At 70.9% G+C, this 25640-nt stretch carries 28 protein-coding genes; 15 read left to right on the top strand and 13 right to left on the bottom strand.

The genetic code is table 11. The features are described 5' to 3' along the window. Positions 1 to 165 precede the first annotated feature (165 nt). Positions 166 to 594 (top strand): SigE family RNA polymerase sigma factor, encoded by a 429-nt coding sequence (locus tag ADY59_RS05955; RefSeq protein ID WP_049558667.1) that lies wholly within the window; start codon positions 166 to 168, stop codon positions 592 to 594. Continuing rightward, entirely contained in the window at positions 591 to 1769 is a 1179-nt protein-coding gene (locus ADY59_RS05950) for a hypothetical protein (RefSeq protein WP_156325323.1), read from the top strand. Before ADY59_RS05955 ends, ADY59_RS05950 begins: the two co-directional genes overlap by 4 nt. Before the next feature lie 183 nt (positions 1770 to 1952). Here ADY59_RS05950 and ADY59_RS05945 read toward each other — a convergent pair whose 3' ends face one another. The 3 genes from ADY59_RS05945 to ADY59_RS05935 are packed head-to-tail and all read right to left on the bottom strand — an operon-like array spanning position 1953 to position 3228. Then, positions 1953 to 2393 carry a VOC family protein gene (locus ADY59_RS05945; RefSeq protein WP_049558662.1) on the bottom strand — a complete coding sequence of 147 codons (441 nt, stop codon included), beginning with the start codon at positions 2391 to 2393 and terminating at the stop codon, positions 1953 to 1955. Next, positions 2390 to 2896, bottom strand: a complete 507-nt coding sequence (locus ADY59_RS05940) for an SRPBCC family protein (RefSeq protein WP_082309893.1) — start codon at positions 2894 to 2896, stop codon at positions 2390 to 2392. The genes ADY59_RS05945 and ADY59_RS05940 overlap by 4 nt, the downstream gene beginning before the upstream one ends. Then, positions 2893 to 3228, bottom strand: a complete 336-nt coding sequence (locus tag ADY59_RS05935) for an ArsR/SmtB family transcription factor (protein ID WP_049558659.1) — start codon at positions 3226 to 3228, stop codon at positions 2893 to 2895. The genes ADY59_RS05940 and ADY59_RS05935 overlap by 4 nt, the downstream gene beginning before the upstream one ends. A gap of 87 nt (positions 3229 to 3315) precedes the next feature. Here ADY59_RS05935 and ADY59_RS05930 point away from each other — a divergent pair, with 87 nt between their 5' ends. Both ADY59_RS05930 and ADY59_RS05925 read left to right on the top strand, forming a co-directional pair. After that, the gene (locus tag ADY59_RS05930) at positions 3316 to 3942 is read left to right on the top strand and encodes a dihydrofolate reductase family protein (RefSeq protein WP_049558658.1); all 627 of its coding nucleotides are present in this window, start codon (positions 3316 to 3318) and stop codon (positions 3940 to 3942) included. Positions 3943 to 4355: 413 nt separating this feature from the next. After that, positions 4356 to 5837: an alpha/beta fold hydrolase gene (locus ADY59_RS05925; protein ID WP_082309892.1), complete on the top strand. Its 1482-nt coding sequence runs from the start codon at positions 4356 to 4358 to the stop codon at positions 5835 to 5837. 59 nt (positions 5838 to 5896) lie between these two features. Here the strand turns inward: ADY59_RS05925 and ADY59_RS05920 are convergent, their stop codons facing one another. After that, positions 5897 to 6616 (bottom strand): demethylmenaquinone methyltransferase, encoded by a 720-nt coding sequence (locus tag ADY59_RS05920; RefSeq protein WP_049558654.1) that lies wholly within the window; start codon positions 6614 to 6616, stop codon positions 5897 to 5899. Positions 6617 to 6731: 115 nt separating this feature from the next. After that, the gene (locus ADY59_RS05915) at positions 6732 to 7385 is read right to left on the bottom strand and encodes a TetR/AcrR family transcriptional regulator (RefSeq protein WP_231618564.1); all 654 of its coding nucleotides are present in this window, start codon (positions 7383 to 7385) and stop codon (positions 6732 to 6734) included. Between the two features lie 38 nt (positions 7386 to 7423). On the opposite strand from ADY59_RS05915, the gene ADY59_RS05910 reads away from it, so the two are divergent. From ADY59_RS05910 to ADY59_RS05880, 7 genes are all read left to right on the top strand, one after another. Next, a complete protein-coding gene (locus ADY59_RS05910; protein ID WP_049558649.1) occupies positions 7424 to 8284 on the top strand; it encodes an alpha/beta fold hydrolase in 861 nt (286 codons plus the stop codon). A gap of 241 nt (positions 8285 to 8525) precedes the next feature. Further along, the gene (locus ADY59_RS05905; RefSeq protein WP_049558646.1) at positions 8526 to 9938 is read left to right on the top strand and encodes an amidase; all 1413 of its coding nucleotides are present in this window, start codon (positions 8526 to 8528) and stop codon (positions 9936 to 9938) included. 29 nt (positions 9939 to 9967) lie between these two features. After that, positions 9968 to 10234 carry a PadR family transcriptional regulator gene (locus ADY59_RS48440; RefSeq protein ID WP_231618563.1) on the top strand — a complete coding sequence of 89 codons (267 nt, stop codon included), beginning with the start codon at positions 9968 to 9970 and terminating at the stop codon, positions 10232 to 10234. Next, positions 10231 to 11091 carry a hypothetical protein gene (locus ADY59_RS49660; RefSeq protein ID WP_049558644.1) on the top strand — a complete coding sequence of 287 codons (861 nt, stop codon included), beginning with the start codon at positions 10231 to 10233 and terminating at the stop codon, positions 11089 to 11091. Before ADY59_RS48440 ends, ADY59_RS49660 begins: the two co-directional genes overlap by 4 nt. 106 nt (positions 11092 to 11197) lie before the next feature. Next, a complete protein-coding gene (locus ADY59_RS05890) occupies positions 11198 to 11473 on the top strand; it encodes a lipopolysaccharide assembly protein LapA domain-containing protein (RefSeq protein WP_231618562.1) in 276 nt (91 codons plus the stop codon). Between the two features lie 46 nt (positions 11474 to 11519). After that, positions 11520 to 12527, top strand: a complete 1008-nt coding sequence (locus ADY59_RS05885) for a DUF389 domain-containing protein (protein WP_049558642.1) — start codon at positions 11520 to 11522, stop codon at positions 12525 to 12527. A 159-nt stretch (positions 12528 to 12686) separates the two neighbouring features. After that, positions 12687 to 14486 (top strand): alkyl/aryl-sulfatase, encoded by a 1800-nt coding sequence (locus ADY59_RS05880; RefSeq protein ID WP_049558639.1) that lies wholly within the window; start codon positions 12687 to 12689, stop codon positions 14484 to 14486. Here the strand turns inward: ADY59_RS05880 and ADY59_RS53895 are convergent. Beyond that, the gene (locus ADY59_RS53895) at positions 14374 to 14763 is read right to left on the bottom strand and encodes a DUF2254 family protein (protein ID WP_197093458.1); all 390 of its coding nucleotides are present in this window, start codon (positions 14761 to 14763) and stop codon (positions 14374 to 14376) included. The genes ADY59_RS05880 and ADY59_RS53895 overlap by 113 nt on opposite strands. Before the next feature lie 114 nt (positions 14764 to 14877). Here ADY59_RS53895 and ADY59_RS05870 point away from each other — a divergent pair, with 114 nt between their 5' ends. Both ADY59_RS05870 and ADY59_RS05865 read left to right on the top strand, forming a co-directional pair. Further along, positions 14878 to 15321 (top strand): CBS domain-containing protein, encoded by a 444-nt coding sequence (locus ADY59_RS05870; RefSeq protein WP_049558637.1) that lies wholly within the window; start codon positions 14878 to 14880, stop codon positions 15319 to 15321. Beyond that, positions 15318 to 16607 (top strand): ArsB/NhaD family transporter, encoded by a 1290-nt coding sequence (locus tag ADY59_RS05865; RefSeq protein WP_049558634.1) that lies wholly within the window; start codon positions 15318 to 15320, stop codon positions 16605 to 16607. Before ADY59_RS05870 ends, ADY59_RS05865 begins: the two co-directional genes overlap by 4 nt. 55 nt (positions 16608 to 16662) lie before the next feature. Here the strand turns inward: ADY59_RS05865 and ADY59_RS05860 are convergent, their stop codons facing one another. Continuing rightward, positions 16663 to 17523: an SDR family NAD(P)-dependent oxidoreductase gene (locus tag ADY59_RS05860; protein ID WP_049558632.1), complete on the bottom strand. Its 861-nt coding sequence runs from the start codon at positions 17521 to 17523 to the stop codon at positions 16663 to 16665. A gap of 51 nt (positions 17524 to 17574) precedes the next feature. Here ADY59_RS05860 and ADY59_RS05855 point away from each other — a divergent pair, with 51 nt between their 5' ends. Continuing rightward, entirely contained in the window at positions 17575 to 18039 is a 465-nt protein-coding gene (locus ADY59_RS05855; RefSeq protein WP_049558631.1) for a GbsR/MarR family transcriptional regulator, read from the top strand. On the opposite strand, the gene ADY59_RS05850 is transcribed toward ADY59_RS05855, so the two are convergent. After that, complete coding sequence (locus ADY59_RS05850; protein WP_231618561.1) at positions 18034 to 19563, bottom strand: FAD-dependent monooxygenase; 1530 nt, start codon at positions 19561 to 19563, stop codon at positions 18034 to 18036. The genes ADY59_RS05855 and ADY59_RS05850 overlap by 6 nt on opposite strands. 110 nt (positions 19564 to 19673) lie before the next feature. On the opposite strand from ADY59_RS05850, the gene ADY59_RS05845 reads away from it, so the two are divergent. Next, complete coding sequence (locus ADY59_RS05845; RefSeq protein WP_063780569.1) at positions 19674 to 20288, top strand: TetR/AcrR family transcriptional regulator; 615 nt, start codon at positions 19674 to 19676, stop codon at positions 20286 to 20288. 85 nt (positions 20289 to 20373) lie between these two features. Here ADY59_RS05845 and ADY59_RS05840 read toward each other — a convergent pair whose 3' ends face one another. The 5 genes from ADY59_RS05840 to ADY59_RS05820 all read right to left on the bottom strand — a co-directional run bounded on the left by ADY59_RS05840 (position 20374) and on the right by ADY59_RS05820 (position 25592). Beyond that, the gene (locus ADY59_RS05840; RefSeq protein WP_049558627.1) at positions 20374 to 22821 is read right to left on the bottom strand and encodes a PEP/pyruvate-binding domain-containing protein; all 2448 of its coding nucleotides are present in this window, start codon (positions 22819 to 22821) and stop codon (positions 20374 to 20376) included. Next, complete coding sequence (locus ADY59_RS05835) at positions 22808 to 23257, bottom strand: MarR family winged helix-turn-helix transcriptional regulator (RefSeq protein WP_049558625.1); 450 nt, start codon at positions 23255 to 23257, stop codon at positions 22808 to 22810. Before ADY59_RS05835 ends, ADY59_RS05840 begins: the two co-directional genes overlap by 14 nt. A gap of 69 nt (positions 23258 to 23326) precedes the next feature. Then, the gene (locus tag ADY59_RS05830; protein WP_049558622.1) at positions 23327 to 23644 is read right to left on the bottom strand and encodes a hypothetical protein; all 318 of its coding nucleotides are present in this window, start codon (positions 23642 to 23644) and stop codon (positions 23327 to 23329) included. Positions 23645 to 23709: 65 nt separating this feature from the next. Further along, the gene (locus ADY59_RS05825) at positions 23710 to 24972 is read right to left on the bottom strand and encodes a glycosyltransferase (RefSeq protein WP_082309888.1); all 1263 of its coding nucleotides are present in this window, start codon (positions 24970 to 24972) and stop codon (positions 23710 to 23712) included. Then, positions 24969 to 25592, bottom strand: coding sequence for a TetR/AcrR family transcriptional regulator (locus tag ADY59_RS05820; protein WP_049558718.1), 624 nt, complete (start codon positions 25590 to 25592; stop codon positions 24969 to 24971). Before ADY59_RS05820 ends, ADY59_RS05825 begins: the two co-directional genes overlap by 4 nt. Positions 25593 to 25640 lie beyond the last annotated feature (48 nt).

Below are 25640 nucleotides of genomic sequence, written 5' to 3'. Positions count from 1 at the left end.
TACGGTGCGCTACTGACCCACGGTGTCGCAAGCACCGTCAGAACTCTGTCGCTCAACACACCTCGCCTCCGGACCACTCCCCGCCCGGGCTTTGGCCGCGGGCATTCAACAGTTGGGCCTCCCGAGCCGTCTATCCCCTGACGGAACGAGGAAAGGCAGAGGTCTTTGGAGGACGAGCCCCGCTTCGAGGAATTCGTGGCGGAACGCGCCGACGCCCTGCTGCGCTACGGCTACCTGCTCAGCGGCAACCCGCACGACGCGGCCGACCTCACGCAGGAGGCGCTGGTCCGGCTGCACATCAGCACGTGGCGGTTACGCAGGCGCGAGCGGCCGGACTGGGCGCTGCACGAGACGGCTCGGTTCGACACGCCGCCCTCCGACAGCGACGAGGGCCTGTGGCAAGCGCTCGCCACGCTGCCACGCAAGCAGCGGGCCGTACTGGTGCTGCGCTACTACGAGGACCTGTCCGACACGGACATCGCCGACGTGCTCGGCATCTCCCGGGGGACCGTGCGCAGCCACGCCTCTCTCGGCCTGGCCAAGCTCCGTTCCGTTCTGCCCAGCACCTCAGAGATCAACGGGAGCCCCGCATGATGGACCCATTGGAATCCCGTCTGCGCGCGAAACTGGGGCACGCCGCCACGCGCGCGCCACAGGCCCCGCAGGGCTTCCCCGCCGAGGTGGTGTCCCGGTCGCGGCGGCGCAGGATGCGCAGGAACGCGCTGGTGGCAGGCGTCTGCGTCGTCGCGGTCGCCGCGCCGATCACGATGATGATCACGCGCGGCACCGACGATCGCGGCGATGCCGCCACCGTCGCCACCGTCGCCACCGTCGCCCCGGACCCCTCGCTCGGGAACCCGGTCTGGGACACGCCCCCCATCGGCAAGCGCCTGACGATCGACAACCCCTCAGAGAAGCGCCCCATCTCGTTCTGGTACGCCAGGACGAAGAGCGGCACCACCGTCTTCTGCCAGGAATACAAGTCCAGGTCCGGGGGGCGGACGAAATCCTGCAGCGACAGGCCGATCGACGGCGAGCAGGCCACGGACCAGGGCTCCACCCAGTCGTTCCCGCTCCCCGCCACGGGGAAGGTGCTGCACTACGGCACCGCCAACGCCGAGGTCGCTCAGGTCGCGGCCGTACTCAAGGAAGGCGGGCGGGTCACCGGCACGCTCCAGACACCGCAGGGCGCTCCTCGGGCCGTCTGGACCGTGACCGTTCCTGCGGACAAGACGGTGACGGCGCTCGAGTTCGCGGGCAGCGATGGCGAGACGATCAAGCGGGTCGAGTCGCGGCCCATGGTGGTGCCCGAGGCAGACATGAAGCCGGTCGGCCGCACCGTGGAGATGCCCGGCAAGCTCGACGCGGGTCTCTACGTGACGCCCGACAAGAATCTGATCTGGAAACTGGCTGGGCAGGCCGTGGGAGTGAACGGCCTCTCACCCGGCCTGGCGGTGATCGAGAGAGGCGGCCCCGACCGGGCGCTGATCGACATGGACGGCAAACCCATGAAGGTGGAGCTGCTAGAACATCAGAAGCACTGGTTCGGCATCACCAGCACCAAGACCAGGCGCGTCGCACTGATCTTCAGGGACGGCACGTCAGTGAGCGCCGACACCAGGCCCGACCCGTGGAAGATCGGCGGCTTCCGGATGTTCGCCGGGACGCAGCAGCGTACCGACGACCTGTACGCCGAAGGCTTCAAGATCGTCGGCTACGGCGAGGACGGCATGGAACTCTGGCATGAGGATCATGAACCGACCCGTTAGGAACGGGGCTGACGCTGGGAGGAGGTCTCGGGCGAAGAATGATCGCGTGCCCGTCCCCGGTGCTGCGGCTGACTTCCTGCGGATGGTTCACCCAGAGGTCGCCCGGTGGGTCTCACGGTCTTTCGTCGCACATGCCGATGAGCACGTGCGAAGTCTGACGACGGCTGTGCCGCGTCCCCGGGGTCAACGCCAGGGCATGTGCTGGAGGCACCAGGTATTGCCGTCGGGGTCGGCGAAGTACGCGTAGAACACTCCGCCGAGGTCCTCGACCTCGCTGACCTCGACGCCGCGTTCGACGAGTTGAGCGCGGGACGCCTTGATGTCGGCGACCACCAGGTGCAGACCGCGCAGTGTTCCCGGAGGCATGTCGAGGGTGGGGAGACCTTCGGCGAGGGTGATCGAGCATGCCGAACCGGGTGGGGTGAGTTGGACGATGCGGATGCCGGGCTTCGGGTTGACGTCGACGTCGAGGCGGAACCCGAGCCGGTCCTGGTAGAAGGCTTTGGCCCGGTCGACATCGGTGACCGGTACCGGCACCAGCTCCAGCAACAGCATGCCGGGCGGCACGGGTGGGTTGCCGGAATCCTTGGGGATCTCGTTGGCGGGGGTGGGCGTGCCGGTCATGGATGGCGCCTTTCGTGGATGAGGCTGGCGAGCAGGGCGGCAAGACGGTCGTATCCTTCGCCGGCGCCGCGTTCCATCGGGCTGCGCACGACAGCGTCGCGGATCTCGGACGAGGAATATCGCGCGGTGACGGTCATGGCGGTGCGTCCGTCTGTCTCGTCCAGAACGGTGATGACCAGTGCCTCACCGTCGGGCCAGTCACGGTGGATCTCGGTCTGTACGAGACGCACCGGCGGCACGACCTCGCGGAACAGCCCATAGAGTGCCATCTCGGCATCGGCCGGGCCGGTGGAGACGAACCGCCAGGCACCGCCGGGACGCAGGTCGACCTCACAGACGGTGAGCCGCCAGCCGCGCGCGCCGTGCCAGCGGCGGAGCAGTTCCGGTTGGGTGAGCGCGGCGAAGACCAGCGGCGCGGGAGCGGCGAATGTGCGCGTGAGGACGAGGTCGGTGGTTCCGGACGCGACGACCCGCAGCCCGAGGCCGGGGTGTGGAGATGTCACGTTTCGCCGTCCTGCAGGTCCTCCAGCAGGGCATCCAGTCGCTGGTAGCTCGCTTCCCAGTAGTCGCGGTAGTCGGCAAGCCAGTCCATGGCCGTCCTGAGCGGTTCGGCCACCAGCCGGCGCGGCCGGCGTTGCGCGTCGCGGCCGCGACTGACCAGGCCGGCTCGTTCGAGCACCCGCAGGTGTTTGGAGACGGCTGGCTGGCTCATCGCGAACGGCGCGGCCAGCTCGGTGACCGTGGCTTCACCGGTCGCGAGCCGGGCCAGGATGGCCCGCCGGGTGGGGTCGGCCAGTGCCGCGAAGGTCGCGTCCAGCGTGTCGCTTGCAACCATGTCGATAACCCTCCGGTTCGATAACCTGTTGGTTTTATATGTGCTACAGTCCGGCTTTGTCAAGATCGCGAACGCTCTGGAGGCACCATGGGAAAGGTCTTCACGCAGGCGTCGGTCTCGCTGGACGGGTACATCTCCGGGCCTGGCCAGACAGGGTTCGACCGGCTGTTCGCATGGTGCACGGCCGGCACCGTCGCTACCCCCACGGCCGATCCGGATCGGCTGACCTACCTCACCTCCGAGGCGACCGCCCGGTACCTGCGTGAACTCCAGGAGCGGATCGGGGCCTGTGTCGTCGGCCGCAACCTGTTCGACCTCACCGCGGGTTGGAATGGGCGGCACCCGAGCGGCGTGCCGGTGTTCGTCGTCACCCACCGTCCACCGCCGGTCGGCTGGGAGGCCACTGCGACGCCGTTCACGTTCGTCAGTGACGGCGTGGAGAACGCGATCGCGCGGGCCCGTGAGGTGGCAGGGGATCGCGACGTCGGTGTCGGCCCCGGTGGCACCGTGGCCGACGCGCTGAGCGCCGGCCTGCTCGACGAGCTGCGGATGGACATCGTGCCGGTGGTTCTCGGCGCCGGTACACCCATGCTGACCGGGCTTGGCGACACAGCGCCGATCGACTTCGACCTGGCGGAGATCATCGAGGGGATCGGCGTGACGCACCTGATCTATCGCCGCCCGACGCAGAACCTGACCGGTAGCTCGGCCTGATGAACGGACCTCAGCCGCATCGCACGTTGACACGGGATCGGTGAGTTCGGCCTCCAGGTCGGCGACGCGGCGGTGGAAGCGCAGGTCCGAGCGGGCGGTCGCGAGACGACGTGTTCATGCGCAGGCTTCTCCGGAGCCCTCGACGGTGGTGCCGTCCTCGTTGCCCGCCGCGTCGACGGCCCGGCGGTGGGCTCGAACGGGGCGCCCCCGGCGCCGGCGGAGAGGGTCCGCATGGGATTCCCGCCGGGGACCGTCACGCACGAAGACCCCGGCTCCACGGCTCGTCCCAAGCCGTGACCATCGCGTGCGTGGCCTTGTCCACCGTGGCGATTAGGGCCGGGCTCCTAGATGCCTCTGCCGGAACCGTCTCAAGGTAGGAAGAAACCGGCTATCCGCGCCAGCAAGCTGGAATCATGATCACGACACGCGCACGGAATCTGATCAAGCGCCACGGCGGCGTACGTGGTGGGAGCAGGTGGCCGGTCCTCGCCGTAGCCGCAGCGATGCTGATCGGGATGGCCCCGGCGGCGTCCGCTGCCCGGATTGACGGACCGCTGAGATGGCAGGAATGCGACAGCGAGGGCGCGCCCGCGGGCATGCAGTGCGCCGCGATCGAGGTCCCCGCGGACTGGGCGAAGCCGCAGGGGCAGAAGATCACGCTGGAGCTGGCACGGCTGCCGGCCACCGAGCCGCCACGCCGGCTCGGCAGCGTCCTGGGCATCTCCAGCGGTTACGGGATCCAGGGCTTGACCCGCTCCGCGGCGGACCTCTCCGAGCTGCGGCGCAGGTTCGATCTGGTCGGCTACGACACGCGTACCACCACGTGGATCGCCCGCATGCCCCAGGCGTGCACCCAGCCAGGGGCATCCCTGCACGACCCGCGCGGCACGAAGGAGTTCGCGATGCTGGCCGCGGCGATGAACGACGCGTTCAAGGAGTGTCAGAAGGCGGACACCACGGGGCTGTTCGCGCACCTGGACGCTCTGTCGATCGCCAGGGACACCGAGGCGATCCGCCAGGCTCTGGGTGAAGATCGGATGAGCTTCATGGCGAGCGGCGTCGGCGGGGCGGCGGCCGCCGCGTACGCCCGGCTGTTCCCGCAGCGCATCCGGGCCATGTACCTCGACGGAGTGAACAACCAGACCCGGGGCTGGCCCTCGCAGCGGCTGCTGGCCCTGCCTGTTCTGCAGCGGATGTTCACCAGGTTCGCCGAGTGGTGCGCGAAGGCTTCCGCCTGCGCGCTGCACGGTGAGGACGCCGAGAGGGTATGGCGCAGGCTCCTCCGGGATGCCGATCGCCATCCGATTCCAGTCACCTCGTCGCAGTATGGCGACGGGAAGCTGACCGGATGGCTGCTGACCTCCACCCTCCCCCTCGATCCAGGGCCGCAGAACGCCAACTGGCTGACCTTCGCGGACGCGGTGGACAAGGCGCGGCGCGGGGACGGGTCGGGCTTCGCCGATCAGGCGCTCTTCAACGCGCGGTACGCGGCAACGCCCGGAGCGCAGGTGATGAGCTGCGGGGACGACCGCGGATACGCCGGCTATGCCCAGCTTGAGGACTTCCGCAGGAAGGCGCGGAAGATCGCACCTGAGTACGCGGGAGCGGCGATCGACGCGCTGGGGTGCACGGGCTGGCCGCTCCCGGTGGCCAATCCGTCCCGGCCGCTGCCAACGCACGGTCTGCCGCCCTTTCTGGGGGTCGGCACCACGTGGTTCGACCATACGTCGACCAGCAGCTTCACCAGCATGATCCCGGGATCGGTAACCGTCGCCTACGACGGGCCCGGTCACGTCATGTACCTGTCAGGCAAGAAGTGCCCGATCCGGCACGCCACCAGGTACCTGATCAACCTGACCCTCCCGGAGCCGGGCACGGTCTGCCACGCGGAATGATCACCGCTCGGAGCCGGGTCAGGGTGACGTCGGTGTCCTCGGCTCATGACGCCAGTGGTTCAGCGCTGGGGTTTGTAGCCCCTGTGCAGGGCGACGATGCCCAGGTCGAGGTTCCGCCACGCGACCCGCTCCCAGCCGGCCCTCTGGATGATCCTGGCCAGGGCCGGCTGGTCGTGCCAGTCTCTGATGGACTCGGCGAGATACGCGTAGGAGTCGTCGTTGGAGCCGAAGAGCTTGCCCACCTTGGGCAGCATCTTCATCAGATACTCGCGGTAGACCAGGTCGAACGACTTGATCGTCACGTGGGAGGATTCGAAGATCACCAGCCTGCCGCCCGGCTTGGTGACGCGCAGCATCTCGCGCAGGGCCTGCTCGGTGTCGTGCACGTTGCGCAGCGCCGCGGAGATCGTGACGGCGTCGAAGGCGTCGTCGGCGAACGGCAGGTTCAGCGCGTCACCCGCGATGAACGGCAGGCCGGCGCCGGTGAGCGCGTTGCGCCCCCTGCGCCTGACTCCCGTGCTCAACATGCCGATGGAGAAGTCGGAGGCGATCGCGCGAGCACCCAGCCGTGTGAAGGCGTCGGTGGAGGTGCCCGTGCCCGCCCCCAGGTCGAGGACGATCTCGCCGGGGCCCGCGTCGACGGCGTCGGCGACGGCCTTGCGCCACAGCCGCATCTGACCGAGCGAGATGAGGTCGTTCACGAAGTCGTATCGCCGTGCCGTGCGGTCGAACATCGCGGCGACCTCGTGCGGCTGCTTGTCCAACTGCGCGCGGGTCATGGCCGCAGCCTAGCCCGCGACCTCCGCGGCGAATCCAGCGGCTCCGACCGCCGGGTACGGGGCGAAGCGGGTGATGGACGAAGGCCACGGGCGCGGGCCGCGATCCGCTGTGCCGTCACCGGTTCGGCCGGCGACCGGCCCGATCGATGGCCGTGCGCAACAACTCGGCCATCGATCGGCCGGCCACCCGCAGCGGCTCCGGATCTCGGGCGGCCCGGGAGAGTACGAACGCGCCCTCCAGGATCATGATCATCGAATAGGCGAGTGACCGCGCCGCGTCCTGGTCGGACACCCAGCGAGCGAACCACTGCTCACCGGCGCCGACCCACCCGGCGAAGACCTCGGCCGTCGCGACCCGTAGGACTTCATCGGTGCCGGCGACCTCCAGTGCCACCGTCGCGATCGGGCACGCGTCGGCATAGTCGGTCGCGGTGAGGTGGTCCGCGGCCGCCTGGAAGGCATGCACGACGGACTCGACCGGGTCCGGAACGCTGTCCAGCAACGCCAGCACCATCTGGCCGTACTCGGCTCCGGACGTGCGGATCACCTCCTCGGCCAGCTGCTGCTTGCCGCCGGGGAAGAAGTGGTAGATCGAGCCGAAGGGCGCCTCGGCTTCCGTCGCGATCCGCTTCAGGCCGGTGCCCGAGTAGCCGTTGCGGCGGAACAACACCGTGGCCGCACCCTGGATCTTGAGCCGCGTATCCGGCCGTGCCTGTCCCATCTCTTTCGCCCTTCCGTCCGGGGTCCTGGTGGGCCGGCCGGACTTCACCCAGGCTACAGTAGAACGATCTATCAAATGGAGGCGCGATGCCGGAGATCGAGCTGTCGTCCGGACCGATCGACTATCAGGACACCGGCGGTAGCGGGCCGGCGCTGGTGCTCGTCCACGGCCCGCCCATGAACGAGACGCTGTGGCGCAAGGTGGTACCGCTGCTGGACGGGTATCGCTGCATCCTGCCCACCCTGCCCTTGGGCGGCCATCGCCGACCGATGAAGCGGGACGCCGACCTGTCCCAGCGCGGTGTCGCACGACTGCTGGGTGAGTTCGTCGAACGCCTGGGCCTGGACGAGGTGACCCTCGTGCTCAACGACTGGGGCGGTGGCCAGTTCCTGGTCCTGGAGGAGCAGGGCCGGCGGATCGCGCGGCTGGTGCTGGTGGCCTGCGAGGCGTTCGACAACTTTCCCCCGGGACCGGCGGCCAAGGCGGCGGCCACCGTGTGCAGGATCCCCGGCGGCGTCTGGCTTTTTACGCGGCTGATGCGCGTCCCCGTGATCCGGAACAATCCCAACGGATACGGCGGAATGAGCCTGCGCGGGATCCCGGACGAGATCATGGACGACTGGTTCGCTCCCGCGACCCGGAGCCGTGCCATTCGCCGGGACTTCGCCAAGTTCGCCACCTCGGCGCCCAAGCGCGAGATCTTGCTGGCCTGGAGCGAGCGACTGGGTGCCTTCGACCGCCCTGTCCTAATCGTGTGGGCGGCCGAAGATCGATTGATGCCGCGCGAGCACGGTCCTCGACTCGCCGAGCTGTATCCGAAGGGCCGGCTGGTCGAGATCGCGGACTCGTCCACCCTCGTCCCCGAGGATCAGCCCGAACGACTCGCCGAAGTGCTCACCGATTTCCTGGTCGGGACGGGGGCGAAGCCGTCCCGGCGCACCGGCTGAGCTCGTTCCCGGGGGCCGTTCAATCCTGCGTTCGAGTCGTCCCGTCCTTCCCCGGCATGGCCGTACGCGGTCGTCCACCGGGGTGGCCGGTGGCGCCCTGCGCGAAAACCCGTTGGACCGCTGGAGCCGTCCACTGTCACCATGGCCGGTGATGGACCGAGCGTAGAGACCTTTCGATCACACCAGGCGATGGAGCACCATCGCCCATTTCAGTACGCCCAGTGATCGAAGAGGACCTCTCATGAAACTTCACGAATACGCCAGGTACGACGCCCTCGGCCTCACAGAGCTGATCACGTCCGGCGAGGTCACCGCCGCCGAGATCGAGGCCACCGCCCGCCACGCATTGACCGTGGCGAACGCCCAGGTCAACGGCCTGGCCTTACCCCCGTTCCAGCCGGCTCTCCACCACGCCGGGCAGGGCCCGTTCACCGGGGTCCCGTTCCTGATCAAGGATCACGGGCCGGTGGCCGAAGGGGTGCCGTTCTTCCTCGGCAGCCGCAGCCTGCCCGGTGTCGTCCCGCGGCACGACACCGACCTGATGGCCCGCTTCCGGGCCGCCGGGCTGGTCACGCTCGGCCTGACCACCGTGCCGGAGCTGTGCCTCAGCTTCTCCACCGAACCGGTCCGGTACGGCCCCGTCCGCAATCCCTGGAACCCGGACCTCGGCGCGGGCGGTTCCAGCGGCGGCGCCGCCGCCCTGGTCGCCGCCGGGGCCGTGCCCGTGGCCCACGCCAGCGACGGAGCCGGCTCCATCCGGGTCCCGGCCGCCTGCTGCGGCCTGGTCGGTCTCAAGCCGACCCGCGGCCGCGTACCGTGCGGGCCGGACACGGGCGAGCCGATGCTCGGCATGTCGTACGATTTCGCGCTCACCCGCACCGTCCGCGACGCCGCCCACCTGCTGGACGCCGTCCAGGGTCCCGGGATCGGCGACAAGTACACCGCCCCGCCGCCGCGCCGCCCCTACGCCGCCGAACTCGGCGCCGACCCCGGCCGGCTCCGCGTCGCGGTGACCACCGAGTCCTGGCCCGGCACGGCGGTGGACACCCAGGTGGCCGCGGCCGCGATCCGTACCGGCGGCCAGTTGGAACGGATGGGACACACCGTCGACGCGGCCGGTCCCCAAGTGGACTGGGAAGCCGTCATGCGGGCGTGGGTCCTGGAAGGCGTCGCGATCTCCGCCACCCTGCTCCTGGCCCCTCGCCGGCCCGACCCGGCCATGATGGAAGCCGTCTCCAGGCGCTTCCTCGATCTGGCCGCGAGCTACAGCGCGCTGGACGTGCTCACCGCACTCGACGCCCAGAACCGGGTGACGAGATCGGTGAGCGCCTTCTTCGCCTCGTACGACCTGCTCGTCACCCCCACCATGGGCCGCCTCCCGGCGCCGCACGGCACCCTGCGATACGACGACCCCGGCCACACGGTGACCGGCTGGCTGGAGTCGCTGGCGGCGTACGCGCCGTTCACCGTCGTCTTCAACGTCACCGGCCATCCCGCGATGAGCCTGCCCCTGGGAGTGAGCGACGACGGGCTGCCGATCGGCGTGCAGCTCGTCGCCGCCCACGGACGCGAGGACCTGTTGTTCCGGATCGCCGCCCACCTGGAACAGGCCATGCCGTGGAAGGGGCGGATCCCTCCCGTGTTCGCCGGCTGACCCCTGCCCGGGCGGAGTGCCCGTCGCGGGTGCGGCTTCGGGTCGGCACCCTGTACGCCGCCCTCGACCGGCTCCAGGCGGAAGGGCTGGTGGCGGCCGACCAGGAGGAGATCGTGGACGGGCGGGCGCGACGCTACTACCGGCTGACGCCGGAGGGCGAGCTTCGGCTGGCAGCGGAGGCCGAGCAACTGCGGCACAACGCGGACACGGCGACGGCCCGGCTGCACGCCCGGGGCGTCCGGCAGGGGCTCGGCGGCCTGCCGACGGTATTCGGCGAGCTGGGGAGGGCGCAGTGACGGTCCTGGAACGGCGCTACCGGCGACTGCTCGCCCGGTGGTATCCGGCGGAGCACCGGGCCCTGCACGAGGAGGAGATGATCGCGGTGCTGCTCGCGGGCGCGGAGCCCGGCCGGGATCGGCCCGGGATGCGCGACACGTTCGACCTGGTGCGTGGCGGGCTGGCCATCCGCGTGCGGCGCGGAGCCGGTTCGCACTGGCGAGAGGCGGTCAACGTGGCCGCGCTCGTCGCACCCGTCGCGCTCCTGCTGGCGGCGCTCGCCCGGGCCGTCTTGTACGGGGCGCTGGCGTCGCAGGGGTCGTTCGTGGAGGAGGAGCTCCGGCAGCTCCTGGAGCTGGTCTCGTACGCCCTGCCGTACGCGCTCGTCGTGTGGTTGTCCTGGCGCGGGAGACGCGGCGCGGCTGCTGCTTGCGCGTGGGCGTACGCATTGGTGATCGCATGGACGGTCGTGCAGCGCGAGCTGACCTGGTCGTCCACGTACTACGTGGTCAATGACGGAATAGTGCTGATCGGAGGCGTGCCCGTCGATTTCGGCGGGCTGGCGATGTCGGTGCTGTCCCCGATCTTGTGCGGGACGATGTCGTTCCTCGCGCCATCTCCCGGACCCGGTTCGCTGGGGAGCCGGCGGCTGCTGGGCTGGATGGGGGTGGTGTTCGGCGCTTCGCTGGTCGGTGCGCTGATCTCGCCCCGGTGGGCTTATCCGTCCATGTGGGCGCTGGCGATGGTGGCCGCCGTGCCGGCGCTGCGGTCGCCGGTCGGCCGCCGTGCTCTGGTGGTGCTGGGGGTGACGACCTGGCTGGTCCGCAACGCGGGCAAGGGCACGGGCGGCGCTCCGGCAAGCCCCGTCGGCGGCTGACCGATCCGCCTGGCCGAGCCGGCCCGCGCCCGGCGCGCCATGGCCTTCCACGATCTTGTGGTGGCGGGACCGCCGGTTTTCCCACATCAGCGGCGGTTTCTCGGGTATGGCCGATGCGAAGGGCACTGAAGCCATCCGGGGGGACATGGTGACGGAGCAGAGGCCGGCGAGCCGGCTCAAGGGTGTGCCGCCACGCGTGTGGCTGGCGCTCGTTCTGCTGGTGCTGGCGATCGTGTTCATCCTGCAGAATCGGCAGGACGCGGCGATCCAGTTGTTCATGATCGTGGTGACGGCGCCGTTGTGGATCACGCTGGTGGTGTGCGTCGCCATCGGGATGCTGATCGGCTCGCTGATGAGCCGCAGAGGCCGACGGGCACGATGACACGCGCAATCCGCATCGTCGCCCCGCGGCCTGATGAGACCATCGCATGCTGAGCGGACTTCGCGAGCGCGTACTGCCCGAGGTGCAGCGTCGCCCACTGGGGGACCTGGTCGAGAGCCTGGATCTGTCCTCGGGCGACGTCCGTTCGAAGCAGTCGGCGTTCTGGACGATGCTGACGCTGTCGGCGGTGATCGCCTCGGCGGGGGTGCTCACCGATTCGACGGCCACCGTGATCGGGGCGATGATCATCGCGCCGCTGGGCACGCCGATCATGGGCATCGCGCTGGCGTCGGTGCGGCGTCGCGGCCAGGGAGCGATCGGGTTCGTGTGCTTCGGCGGCCTGCTGGTCGTCGCGATCGGGCTGGTGTTCTCGGCGTTGCTGCCGGCCTCGTACGAGCTGCTGGCCAACAGTCAGATCGCGGGGCGTACCTCGCCCAAGCTGATGGACCTGGTGGCCGCGCTCGCCACGGGGCTGGCCGGTGCGGTGGCGTATGCCCGCCGCGACGTCTCCGCGGTGCTGCCGGGCGTGGCCATCGCGATCTCGCTGGTGCCGCCGCTGGCCGTGGTGGGGGTGTGTCTCGGCCGGGGTGCGGGCTGGCTGGCGCTGGGCGCGCTGGTGCTGTTCCTGTCCAATCTGCTGGCTCTCGTGCTCGGCGGCATGGTGGTGTTCACGGCGACGGGGTACGGGGCCGAGGCGGTCGCCGTGTCCGGCCGGAGTCACCGCCGTGCCCGGCTCGTTCTGGCGCTGCTGCTGGTCGTGGTGGTCATCCCGTTGTCGGCCAACACCGTGGTGAGCTGGCTGCTGACCGTCTGGAGCGCGCGGGCCAAGGCGGCGGCCGCCGAATGGATCTCCGGTGTGCCGGACTCGTCGATCGCCGGCGTCGACGTCGTCTCCCGGGAGTTGCACATCCGCGTTCAGACGCCGGGTGATCTGCCGCCGGTTTCCGGTCTGCTCGACGCTCTGCGCGGGCGCGTTCCGGACGGGGTGCCGATCGTGATCGAGACCACGCAGGGCAGCACGATCCAGGCCGGGCGGATCGGTGCGACCTCGTGAGGGTCGCCCGTTCTCGCTGCCCGCTGACGCTGGAGCCGCGGATCAGCGCGCGGCCGGGCTACCCGCGCCGGGCGGGAGCCGGTGCAAGAGATGTTCACGAGCGGGTGAAGATACCGGCTGCGGCCGGGCGGCCGGACTACCGGAGGGAAGGTCGATTTCATGGCAGACCTTCCCTTTCAGGACCGGGCGGACTTCGACGCCGCCGACCGCGGATTCCTGGCCGCGCTCGATCCCGCAGTGATCAGGACCGCCGACGGCCGGGTCGTGTGGGACAACGACGCATACAGCTTCCTTGAGCGAGACTGCCCGGACACCGCGCACCCCAGCCTGTGGCGGCAGGGGCAGTTGTGCGTGAAGCAGGGTCTGTACGAGGTGACGGCGGGCATCTACCAGGTGCGCGGCCTCGACCTGTCGAACATGACGCTGATCGAGGGCGAGCGCGGCGTCATCGTGGTCGACCCGCTGCTGTCCGTCGAGTGCGCCGCCGCGGGGCTGAAGCTCTACCGTGACCAGCGGGGGAACCGCCCGGTCACCGCGGTCATCTACACCCACTCCCACGCCGACCACTTCGGCGGAGTACGCGGCGTCACCGACGGCGGCGTGCCGATCCTGGCGCCGGCCGGGTTCATGGAGCACGCGGTGTCGGAGAACGTCTATGCCGGCGCCGCGATGAATCGCCGCGCCGTCTACATGTACGGCCCGGACCTGCCTCGCTCACCGGAAGGCCAGATCGGCACCGGTCTGGGCATGACCACCTCGACCGGCACCATCTCCCTGATCCCGCCCACCAAGGACGTCACGCGCACCGGGCAGGAGGAGACCCTGGACGGGGTACGGATCGTCTTCCAGCTCACCCCCGGCACCGAGGCCCCGGCCGAGATGAACTTCCTCCTCCCCGACCACCGGGCCCTGTGCATGGCCGAGAACGCCACCCACAACCAGCACAACATCCTCACGCTGCGCGGCGCCGTGGTCCGTGACACCCGCGTGTGGGCGCGCTACCTGAACGAGGCGATCGCCCTGTTCGCCGACCAGGCCGACGTGGTCTTCGCCTCGCATCACTGGCCGACCTGGGGCAGGGAGAACCTCGTCACCTTCCTGTCGCGGCAGCGCGACATGTACGCGTACCTGCATGACCAGACGCTGCGGATGATGAACGAGGGCATGACGGGCACCGAGATCGCCGAGGCGATGCGGATGCCGCCCGCTCTGGAGCAGGCGTGGCACACCCACGGCTACTACGGCTCGGTCAGCCACAACGTCAAGGCCATCTACCAGCGCTACCTGGGCTGGTTCGACGGCAACCCCGCCCACCTGTGGGAGCACCCGCCGGTCGAGCAGGCGCGACGCTACGTCGAGTGCATGGGCGGGCGTGAGGGCGTCCTCTCCTACGCCCGCCGCTACCTCGACGAGGGCGACCTGCGTTTCGCCGCCTCGCTGCTCAACCACGCCGTTTTCGCCGACGAGAGCGACCGCCGGGCGCGCGCGATGCTCGCCGAGGTCTACACCCGGCTCGGCCACGGCGCGGAGAACGGCACCTGGCGCAACTTCTACCTGGTGGCCGCCCAGGAGCTGGTCGGTGGCATCGTTCCGCCCGACCTCGACACGGCCTCGCCGGAGATGCTCAGCGCCCTTTCGATGGAGCAGATCTTCGACTCCATCGCCATCCGCGTCGACGGGCCCAAGGCGTGGGACGAGAGCCTGGCCATCGACTGGCACCTGACGGACCTCGACCAGCGCTACCGCACCACGCTGTCCAACGGCGCGCTCATCCAGCAGGCCGATCCGCGCCCGCAGCAGGTGGACCTGACGCTCACGCTCACCAAGCAGGACCTGCTCGGCCTGCTCACGGGCCAACCGGCGGACGGCATCCGGCACGAGGGCGACATGAACGTCCTGAACCGCCTGACCGCCGTACTGGGCAGCCCGGTTCCCGCGTTCGCGATCGTGACCCCGTAGGGACCTGGTCGCCCGACCCGCCGTCCGTGGCGCTCAGGACGGCGGTGACCGGGTCGTTGACCGCCACCGGCATGGCCCGGAGAGCGGTGTCGGCCGGCAGCCGGAACCCGGACGCGGTGTCCTGCGCGAAGGCGCGTTCGGCTCCGGTGCGAAAGTGCCGGAGCAGCAGCCGTTCCGGCTCCCCCGACCCCGCCGACAGGCCGATCGCGCCGGCCGGCCAGATGAAGATCGCGGCCGCCACCACGCTCGGCACCGCCACCCTGCCAGCCCTGGCCATCCGGCTCCGGGGCTCGGGCCGTTGTGGGGTTGCGGCTCCCTGATAGGTTGGGGCTGGTGAGCCGGGAAGTCTGGTCGGCATGTCCTATTCCTGTTGCTTGAGAAGGATGTGCGCGTGCGCGCCCGAGACTTGCTCACCGATTTTCCGACCCTTGGTCTCGACGCGCCTGTGGTCGACGCGGCCCGGCTGCTGGCCCTGCAGGATCTGCCGGGCGTCATCGTGCTCGGCGACGAGGGCGAGCCGTTCACCATCCTGCCCGGCGCCGAGGTGCTGCGCCTGGCCGTGCCCGCCTACTGTCAGGACGATCCGGCCCTGGCCAGGGTGATCGACGAGGCGCATGCGGATGAGTTCCTGCGGGCGCTGGACCGGCGTACCGTGCGTGAGGCCCTGCCGAGCAGGCCGCGTGAGTTGCCGGTGACCGATCCCGGCGCCACCGTGCTGGAGGTGGCCGCGCTGATGGCACGTACCCGCAGCCCGCTGGTCGCCATCGTGGAGGACGGCAGGCTGCTGGGCGCGGTCACGCTGAAGGCGCTGCTGGAGCGGGTGCTGCCGGCATGACCGTGGTCGCCTGGGTGAGCGTGGTGGTGTTCCTGGCCGCCTACACGCTGATCGCCACCGAGAAGGTGCACCGGGTCGCCGCCGCGCTCGGCGCCGCGGGGATCATGCTGCTTCTGCATGCCACCGACGCCGAGGCCGCGTTCTTCTCCGAGCATTCGGGTATCGACTGGAACGTCATCTTCCTGCTGCTGGGGATGATGGTCATCGTCGGGGTGCTCAAGCAGACCGGCGTGTTCGAGTATCTGGCCATCTGGGCCGCCAAACGGGCCAAGGGGCGGCCGTTCCGGCTGATGGTGCTGCTGGTGGTGATCACGGCCCTGGCCTCGGCGCTGCTGGACAACGTCACCACGGTGCTGCTGATCGCGCCCGTGACGTTCCTGGTGTGCGAGCGGCTGGCCGTCTCGGCGGTGCCGTTCCTGATCGCCGAGGCGATGGCGTCCAACATCGGCGGCGCCGCCACCCTGGTCGGAGACCCGCCGAACATCATCATCGCCAGTCGCGGGGGCTTGAGCTTCAACGACTTCCTCATCCACATGGCGCCCATGGTGATCGTGCTGATGATCGTCTTCGTGGGGTTGTGCTGGCTGATGTTCGGCCGGCACATGCGCCAGGATCCGGAGCGGGCGGCGGCGATCATGGCGCTGGACGAGAAGGAGGCGATCGCCGACCGGCGGCTGCTGTGGCAGAGCCTGGCGGTGCTGGCCCTGGTGATGGCCGCGTTCGTGCTGCATCCGGTGCTGCACTACGAACCGTCGGTGGTCGCGCTGCTGGGTGCGGGCATCCTGGTCGCGGCCACCAAGGTGACCACCGAGGAGGCCATCTCCGAGGTGGAGTGGCCCACGCTGGTGTTCTTCGCCGGGCTGTTCGTGATGGTCGGCGGACTGGTCGAGACCGGCGTCATCGGCAACCTGTCCGAGGCCGCCGTCGAGGCGACCGCCGGGCAGCTGGAGCTGACGACGATGGGGCTGCTTGGCGCCTCGGCCGCGCTGTCGGCGATCGTGGACAACATCCCCTACGTCGCCACCATGAGCCCGATCGTCGCGGACCTGGTCAACGCGGGCGGCGGTGACGGGTCGACGCAGGTGCTGTGGTGGGCGCTGGCCTTCGGCGCCGACCTGGGCGGCAACGCCACGGCGGTGGGGGCGGCGGCCAACGTGGTCGTGCTCGGCATCGCGGCGCGCAACCACACGCCGATCAGCTTCTGGCAGTTCACCAAGTACGGCCTGATCGTCACGGTGGTCACCGTCACGCTCGTCGCGCCGTACTTGTGGCTGCGCTACCTGTGACACGAGGGAGGCCGGTGGGCGGCTGAACGGGGGAAGCCCGGCCCGCCTCCCGTGATCACCAGGCCCAGGCGGGGTCGCCGGTGGCGGTCTGGGAGAGCGACCACAGCCGTTCGCGGGCGGCCCTGTCATAGGCGGAGGCCGGGGCGCGGACCGGGCGAAGGTTCTCGTCCACGTACGGCCCGGGCAGGCTGCCGGCCCGGGTGGCGAGGCGGGCGTACGTCTCGCCGAGGCGTTCGGCGGGGACTGCCATGCGGTTCTTGGGCGCGTACAGGGTGCGCAGCAACCGTGGCATGGCCGCCACCCGGTCGGGGTCGAGCCGCACGGCGGGGACGCGGACGCAGGTGGTCTCCAGGTGTCCTTCGGCCTTCTCGGCCAGAGAGAGGGTGGTCATGACCTGGGCGAGTTTGGCGTGATAGTAGGCGCGGGTCGGGGTGTACCAGCTCGGGTCGTCGAGTTGATCGAACCGGATCCGGATGCGGGGCATCGAGAGCAGTCCCTTGCTGGCGACGTTGATCACGCGAGGCCGGTCCGCGGCGGCGAGCAGAGGGCTGAGGTGTGCGGTGAGCAGGAAGGGGCCCAGATGGTTGGTGGCCCAGAACAGCTCATGGCCGTCCGCCGTGAAGCGGGGCTCCCGGACTGTCTGGTCGAAGACGGCGGCGTTGTTGATGAGCACGTCGAGGTGGCCGACGGTGTGCGTGATCTGGTCGGCGGCGGCCTTGATCGAGTCGGGTATCGACAGGTCGGCTTCGATCAGGCCGGCCGGGTGTGTGGCGTGGGCGTTGATGTCGGCCAGGGCGGCGCGGCCTCGATCGGGGTCCCGGCACAGCGCCAGCACGTGGTGGCCTGCGGTGGCGAGGGCTTGGGCGGCGCGCAGGCCGATCCCGGAGTTGGCGCCGGTGATGGCGATGGACAGCATGCCGAGAGTCTAGTTTGTTCGGAACGATCCGAACAACTTAGAATCTGTTGGGTGGCCGGTATTGAGGAGTTCGTGGAGAGTGCGGGGCTGTACTTCGAGCGGCTGGGGCTCAGTCGTACAGCGGGGCGGGTCGTCGGCGTGCTACTGGTCGATCCGGACGAGTCCGCCGACGCGCCGGGGTTGTGCGAGCGACTCGGCGTGGCCAAGAGCAGCATGAGCGTGGCTCTGGGGCAGCTCGAACGAGGCGGGCTCGTCGAGCGTTTCCGCCCACCACGGGGGCGGCGCGACCACTATCGGCTGACCGAGGACGTCTTCGGGCGTGCGTTCCGGGCGAAGATGGCGGAGTTCTCCGCATTCGCGCAGCTCGCGGAGCAGGGGCTGGCCGTGGTCGGCGACAGTCCCAAGAGCCGGGCCAGGCTTGAGCTGATGCGGGACATGTACGGCTTCATGGGCCAAGAGTTTCCCAAGCTCCTCGACGAGTGGGATCGGCAGCGCCCCGGAGCTCAAGGTTCATGACTGGGTCTGCTCCTGTCGCAGGACCCGGTCCAGCCATGGGCCGAGGCGTGCCGCGGCGTGCCGTCCGCGCCAGGCCAGGTGGGCGTCCGGGCGGATCAGCCAGACGTCCCGTTGCGTGCCGGAGTCGCGGGTCAGCGCCGTGACCGTGTCGCCGAGCCGTTCGCGTGCTTCGTCCGCGTACGCGTATGTGTCCCCGCCGGGAGAGAGCAGCACCCAGCGGCGGCCGAGTTCGGCGTGCAGGCGGGTGGCGCCGCCGTCGGGACGGAGGCAGGCCAGGTCCGGGACCCGGTCGCCGGGCCGTGGCCGCCGCCGGGACCCGGCCCCGCCGCCCAGTGGTCCGCGCCGGTACGTCACCCACAGCTGGGAGGCGAGCTGCCCGGCCCGGCGTTGCACAGCCGGCAGGTTGGCGACAGGAACGAGCACGCGGTTGCGCAGGAAACGCATGAAAGGGCTGTCGCCGACCTGCAACCTGGTCGCGGCGCTGGTCTGCCGCAGCACCTCGGTCGCCAGCGGACGCCGTTCGGCCTCGTAGGTGTCGAGCAGCGCGTCAGCCGCCCGCCCGTGAGCCACCAGGGCGAGCTTCCACGCGAGGTTCTCCGCGTCGCCCATCCCGGTGACCATGCCCTGGCCGCCGAGCGGGCTGTGGATGTGCGCGGCGTCGCCCGCCAGGAAGATCCGGCCCCGGCGGTAGGTGTCGGCCAGCCTGCGGTGGACGCGGAAGGCCGACGTCCACACCGCGTCCTTGATGCGGATGTCGGCTCGTCCGGTCCGCTCGGGCACGAGCCGGCGGAAGCGTTCGACGATCTCCTGATCCCCCGGTACGCCGTCCGCACCGGTGGGGTCGTAGGCCATCAACCGCCACAGGTCGTCCGCGCCGCCCGCCTCCCGCATCGGCAGGGCGAAGAACGGGCCGTCCCGGTGCGGCCAGCCGTGGCCGCCGGCCCGGTCCACCGGCCAGTCGGCGTGCACGTCGGCCAGCAGGAACCCCTCGGTGAGCCGGACCCCCGAGAAGCCGATCCCGGCCAGCTTGCGCACGGTGCTGTGCGAGCCGTCGCAGCCTGCCAGCCATCGGCAGCGCAGCGGGACCCGCTCGTCGCCGAGCAGGGCGGTGACACCGTCGGCGTCCTGGGTGAGCTCGACCAGCGGCGTGTTCCAGCGGACGCCGGCCCCCAGCTCGGCCAGTCGGCGCCGCAGTTCCGCCTCGATGTCCGCCTGTGAGATGTACAGAGCCGGCCGCGCCGCGCCCAGCCCCACGTCACCGAAGCGGATGGTGATGGCCGGCCGCCCGTCCAGGTACTGCGTGATGGTGACCGCCGAGAGCGCGCGATCCGGCAGGTCGCCGAGCGCGCCGAGCCGGTCGAGCACCTCGACGCCCCGCGCGTGCAGGATGTTCGCTCGCGACGTGGACGCCGGCCCGGACGCCGAATCCACCACTTGGGCGGCGATGCCGTGCAGGCGCAGCGCACAGGCCAGCGCCAGACCGGCCGGCCCCGCGCCGACCACCAGCACCTCGGTGTCATCCACCATTCGCTCCCGATCCCGAACGTCGGAACGGATCCGTTCCGTCTCATCGCCGAGCCTAAGCGGGCGAGCCGTCGGAACGCAACCGTTCCGTTCCGTAGTAAGGTGTCGCCATGGCCGCGACCCACGGGCGTCGAGTGGCGGGAGCGGCGCTCCTGCGCGAACACGTCACCGACGTGATCACCACGGCAGTCCTCGACGAGCTCGCCGACACCGGCTACGCCCGGATGTCCATGGAAGCGGTCGCCCGGCGGGCCGGCGTCGGCAAGGCCGCCCTCTATCGGCGCTGGGCATCCAAGGAGGTCATGGTCCAGCAGATCGTCGGCAACCTGGCATGGCACGCCGTCCCCGTTCCCGACACCGGCAACCTGCGCGACGACGTCAGCAGTTACGTCGGGGACGCCGCCGCGCTCAGGAGCGACCTGCGCACCACCCGCATCATCGCCGACCTCGGCGCCGAAGCCATCCGCAACCCACAGCTCGCCCAGACCTTCTACGCCGCCCTCCGCGAGCCCCGCCGCGCCGCCGGCACCGCCATGCTGCACCGCGCGATCCAGCGCGGCGAACTGCCCGCCGACCTGGACACCGATCTGGCCCTTGACTGCCTGGTCGGACTCACATACGCGCGCCCGCAAACCCTCACGGCCGACGGTGACTTCGCCGACCCGTACGCCCACGACCGGCTGGTCGAGGTCATCCTCGTCGCCTTGGCGGCCTGCCGCCGATAGGCGCACGTCAGCGCCGGCCTCCGCACCGGTGCGCACCCATCCGGCGGGCACCGCCCGATCCGCCATAGGGCGACGGGCGTGTGCGTCAGGGGGCAGCTCCGGCCGGGTCGTCGATGGTGACGGTCCCCGCGGCGCCGTCGATCGTGATCAGCTGACCGGTCTTGATCTCGTGGGTGGCGTTGCGGACGCAGATGACGGCCGGGATGCCGTACTCGCGGGCGACGGTGGGGCCGTGCGCCATCGGCGAGCCCGTCTCTGTGACCAGGCCCGCCGTCGTCATGAACAGCGGGGTCCAGCCGGGGTCGGTGGTCGGCGCCACGAGGATCTCGCCCGGTTCGATGTACGCGCCGGCCGGGTCGCGGATCACCCGCGCCCTGCCGCTGGCCCGTCCGGCGGCTCCCGCCATCCCGACCAGTACGCCGTCCTCCACCGGGCCCTGAGGGGCGAGTGCTTCCACGTCGGTCCCGTCCGACAGCAAGGCGCCCGGCACGCTGGGCCGTCGCAGCTCCCGCTCGTACTCGGCGCGGCGCGTCGCGATCAGCTCCCGATGGTCGGCTCCGTCGCGCACGGCGTCCCCGGCCTCGAACAGGTCGAGGAACATGATGTCGTCCGCCCGCTCCAGCAGCCCGCGCGCGACCAGATCGTCCCCGATCAGCAGGAGCTGCCGGCGCCCTGCCTGGATCGCGGGTAGCCAGGCGAACTTCGCGATCTCCCGCAGTCCGGTGAGCTTACGGGATCGCCGCATCAGGAAGGCCGCGATCCGGCCGCGTACCGGCCTGGCCCGCCGCGCCCGCCGCGACAGCGTCGCGATCATCTTCTCCGCCCTCTCGGCGGCCTGCGCGAACCGCCGGTCGGGCGCCTGCTCGGGGTCGTCCACGCGCAGGTAGTTGGCGACCGTGGCGAACAGGGGAGCCGGGTCCTCCTCCCAGCGCGGCATGCCGGCGTCGATCTCGGCGGCGGCGCGCATGCCGTACCTGCCGAGGAAGCCGGACATTCCGATGTCCGGCAGCTCGCCCGCGCGATAGCGCTCGGCGAGCTCCTGCGGCGGGGTGCCGAGGAACAGCTCACGGTGTACGCGCGCCCGCTCCGCGACCTGCCAGAGCGCGAGGTCCATCTCCGTGGTCACGTTGTGCGGCATCCCGCCCAGGACGATGTCCAGCTCCTCCGGCGTGGCGATGCCCTCCAGCAGCCCGGACGGCACGATCCCGGCGAGTATCCCGGCCATCAGCGGCCCCATCAGCGTCGTCATGGCGGGGCCCGTGGCCGTCCGGTGGGAGTCCTCGATCACCCAGCGGAGCCGCTCCGCCGCCGTCGCCTGCTCGGCCGGAGGTATGGTCCGGCGCCTGATCTCGTGCACCGCGCGAAAGGCCCTGGCCCGGGCCAGATCCGGCCTCGCCAGGCTGCCCACGAGGCCGGCGAGCGCGCCGGGCGCCAATCGCGCCGTCATCCTCGCCGCGGTGCCGAGGCGGAACGGCAGGCCGGGCCGCGGCGCGAACCGTGGATCGTCCAGCATCCGCTCGACGGCGCTCTGCACCCGCGGCCCGTACACCTTCAGGGACGCTCCGAGCCGCCCGCGCATGGCCTCGTTGCGCACGAAATCGGTCAGGTCGAAGTAGAGCCGCCCGCCGATGGGCACCAGCCGGGGCAACGGATCGCGCGGGTCGACGCGTGCGCCGGCGGCCGCGAACCACGTCCCCGACCCCACCTTCAGCAAGGACACCCCCATCGGCGTGGCCGGCCTGAGCATCCCCTGGATGTGACCGAACTCCAGGTAGAGGCGCATGTCACCGGTGTCCGGCGGGGCCGGGAACAGGGTCGTGACGGGCCGCGACTGCAGCAGCCACAGCGTGCCGTCCGCGTCGATCGCCCACTCGACATCCTGGGGCGAGCCGAAGTGCGCCTGCAGCCGCAGCCCGGCCTTCCGCAGCTCCTCGAGTTGCTCGCGGCCGAGACACTCGCCGCCGTCCCGCACGGGCGTGCGGTGGCCGAGAACGTGGTGGTCGGGGACGACGGTCCCGTCGACGACGGCGGTGCCCAGGCCGCGAGCGGCGTCGACGACCATCTCCGTGCGGCAGCCGGTGATCGGGTTCGCGGTGAACAGGACGCCCGCGACGGCGGGGTCGACCATGCGCTGGATCACCACCGCCATGGCGGCGTCGGTGATGCCCGCGGCGGCGCGGTAGGCCACGGCCCGTTCGGAGTGCAGGGAGTCCCAGCACCTGCGCACCGCGTCGAGGAGCGGGCCGGCGCCTTCCACGTTGAGGTAGGTGTCCTGCTGGCCGGCGAAGCTGGCGTCCGGCAGGTCCTCGGCCGTCGCGCTGGAACGGACGGCCACCCGCCCCCCGCCGAGCCGCTCGTAGGCGTCGATCAGTTCCTTCTCGGGCAGATGCCGGGAGGCGTAGGACTCGGCGGTCAGGCAGAAGCCGGACGGGACGCGTTCACCCGCTCCGATCATTTCGCCGAGCCCGGCGGCCTTGCCGCCCACCAGCCCGATCATGCCCGCGCGCGCCCGGCCGAGGTCAACGATCGTCATGCCGCATCCTTTCGGCGGCCTTGGCCAGCAGCTCCATGGCCTGGAGCACGACGGGCCGCTCATCCGGTTCGAGGTGGTCCCACAACCTCAGCTGCGTCTCGACCCGCATCTGATCCATCCGCCGCAGCGACGCCGCGCCGCGGCCGGTGACCCGCACCCGCCGCACCCGCCGGTCGGCCGCGTCCTCGTAGCGTTCGGCGAGGCCGCGGCGCACCAGCTGATCAACCAGCCGGCTGGTCTGCGACACCGACCGCCTGACGACGACGGCGAGCTCCTTGATCGTCGGTTCGTCGCCGCGGGCGAGCACCTGCAGCATCACCGCGTGCAGGAGCTGAAGCTCGCCGTCCTCGTCCCGCACCGCGGCGAGGGCCGGCAGACCCGAACGCAGCGACCTGAACGCATCGAGCAGCCGCTTGCGCTCCGCTTCGTCCTCCATATGCATGCACGCTCACAATGTTTGCGTTTCCGCAAACATATTCGCCCGAGGCGGGCCTGTCCAGACACGTCACAGGGCCAGATCCCGGCGGCGGAGCGCGCACAGGCCGGCGGCCACGAGCGTGACCCCGGCCCCTGGGGCGCGGCGCGCGGGACTCAGCCGTTCGGTACGAGCCGGCCCAGCCATGCCGGCCCCGGGGCCGCCCAGGTCGCTGAAGCCGCGAATCAGGGTGGTGCCTGAGCGCTTCCGGGTCGGGAGGAACTCGCGGATCGTGGCCACCGTCGTCGCCACGAACAAGGTGAGCGACAGGATCCACAGCGGCTGCCAGGCGCGGTCGTATAGATGTTGCCCGCGATGGCGATGGCGATGGGGCGGCCGGCTGGTCACCGATCTGCTGGTTCCATCGCCTGGGCCGGACACCGCCGTGAGCGCCAGGACGACTCAAGCGACGCTCACGACAAGCCCTCCAGTGTCATGACCGCCTTGTGAACGCCGTTCTCGGTGCGGATACGCTCGCCGGTCTCGGCGGCGGCACGGCCGATGGCCGGATCGGTGACCGCCCGGCGGATGGCTTCGGCCAGCCGGTGGGCGGTGATGCGGCGTTGCGGCTGCGGTTCGGGGGCGACGCCGGCGGCGTGCGCGCGGGCGGCCCAGAACGGCTGGTCGGCCACGAACGGGCAGACGACCTGTGGTTTGCCGGCGGCCAGCGCGGCGCCGGTGGTGCCGCTGCCTCCATGGTGGACGACCGCGGCCATGCGCGGGAACAGCCAGTCGTGCGGAGCCTGCTCCAGCAGGAACACGTTCTCGGGCAGGGCGCCGGTCTGCATCCCGCCCCAGCCGGTTGCCAGCACGGCCCGCACTCCGGCCAGCCGTACCGCCTCGGCGACCAGTTGGCCGACCCGTGCCGGATCGGTGCCCGCCATGCTGCCGAATCCCACGTACACAGGGGGATCTCCGGCGTCCAGGAACGCGGCCAGCTCCGGGGGCGGCGACCAGCCGGGGGCGGCGGGCAGATACCAGAAGCCGGTGGTGTGCACCCACGCCGGATAGTCCAGCCCGGCGGGCAGCAGGTGAGCGCTGAACGCCTGCAGCACCGTGGCCGGCCCGCCGTCCGGTCGGCGCAGGATGTCGTGCCGCCCGCGCCGGCGTGGCAGGTCGAGTCGTCCGGCGCGCAGCTTGTCGGCGATGCCGCCGAAGGAGCGGAGCATCAGTTTGATCGGCAGGTAGGACGCCCGGTTCAGGGCCTTGGGCAGCGGCAGCGGGAGCATCGGGTTGCGGAAGGCGCCGGTCGGCACCCACACCGGCTGCAACGCCGCCGGCACCGCCGGCACGCCGAGCCGTTCGGCGAAGTGCTGGCCCGGCATGCCGGGCGCGTGCACCACCAGGTCGGCGCCGCCTTCCGCCGCGCTCGCCAGGTCGTCGAACACCCGGGCCATGAGCGGCTTGGTCCGTCGCACGACCCGCAGCGCGACCCGCTTGCCGCGCAGGCCCCGGTAGTTCGTCTCGATGGCTTCGCGGATCTCGGGGTCGTCGACGAGCGTGTTCGGCCCGTCGTGCAGCGGCGCGAACGTCAGCCCGTACGGTTCGGCCAGCGAGGCCATCGCCGCCGGAGCGGCCAGCACCGGCTGGTGCCCGGCCTGGCGCAGGGCCAGGGCGAGGGCGGCGTACGGCTGGACGTCGCCGCGCGTGCCGTGGGTCAGGACGAGCACCTTCACCGTGAGCCTCGCTCCTTGCGGACCGCGTCCCACGCGTGCAGGACGCGGTCGTCGGCGAACAGGCCGCGGGTGAAGATCTCGATACCGGCCCGGGAGGAGCGCAGGGTCCGGTCGGTCTCGGGCAGGTCGCCCGCCGGCAGCACCCGCGCCAGGTGCTCGCCGAACGTCAGCGGCGCCAGCAGCCACGTCACGTAGACGGCGGCGCGGGCGCGCGGGTCGTCGCTCGGGTGCACCCAGCCCGCCCGCACGCCGTCCTCCAGCCAGCGCTCGGTCGCCTCGACGATGTCGTCGAACAGCGCCGCCGCCTCCGGGGTGCCGTCCAGGAAGGCGCGCCCCAGATACAGCCGCACCGCCGAGCCCGCCTCCAGCATCGCGGCCAGCCCGCTGACGTCGTCCAGATCAGCCTCGGGGCCGCCGCGCACCTGCTCGACCACGTACGCGTCACACGCCTTGCGCAGGCCCTCCTTGGACCCGAAATGGTGCAGCACCAGCGCGGCCGACACGCCCGCGCGGGCCGCGATGGCGCGCACACTCACCCGGTTGACCCCCTCGGCGCCGAACAACTCCAGCGCCGCGTTCCGGATCCGGGCCCGCCCGGTCACATCACTTTCTGAACGCATGAACAGCATGCTAAACATCTGTTCAGCATGCGGGCAAGCGCGCTGCGG

The organism is Nonomuraea sp. SBT364 (assembly GCF_001083785.1).
Lineage (GTDB): Bacteria > Actinomycetota > Actinomycetes > Streptosporangiales > Streptosporangiaceae > Nonomuraea.
This window is presented reverse-complemented; position numbering and strand designations above follow the sequence as displayed.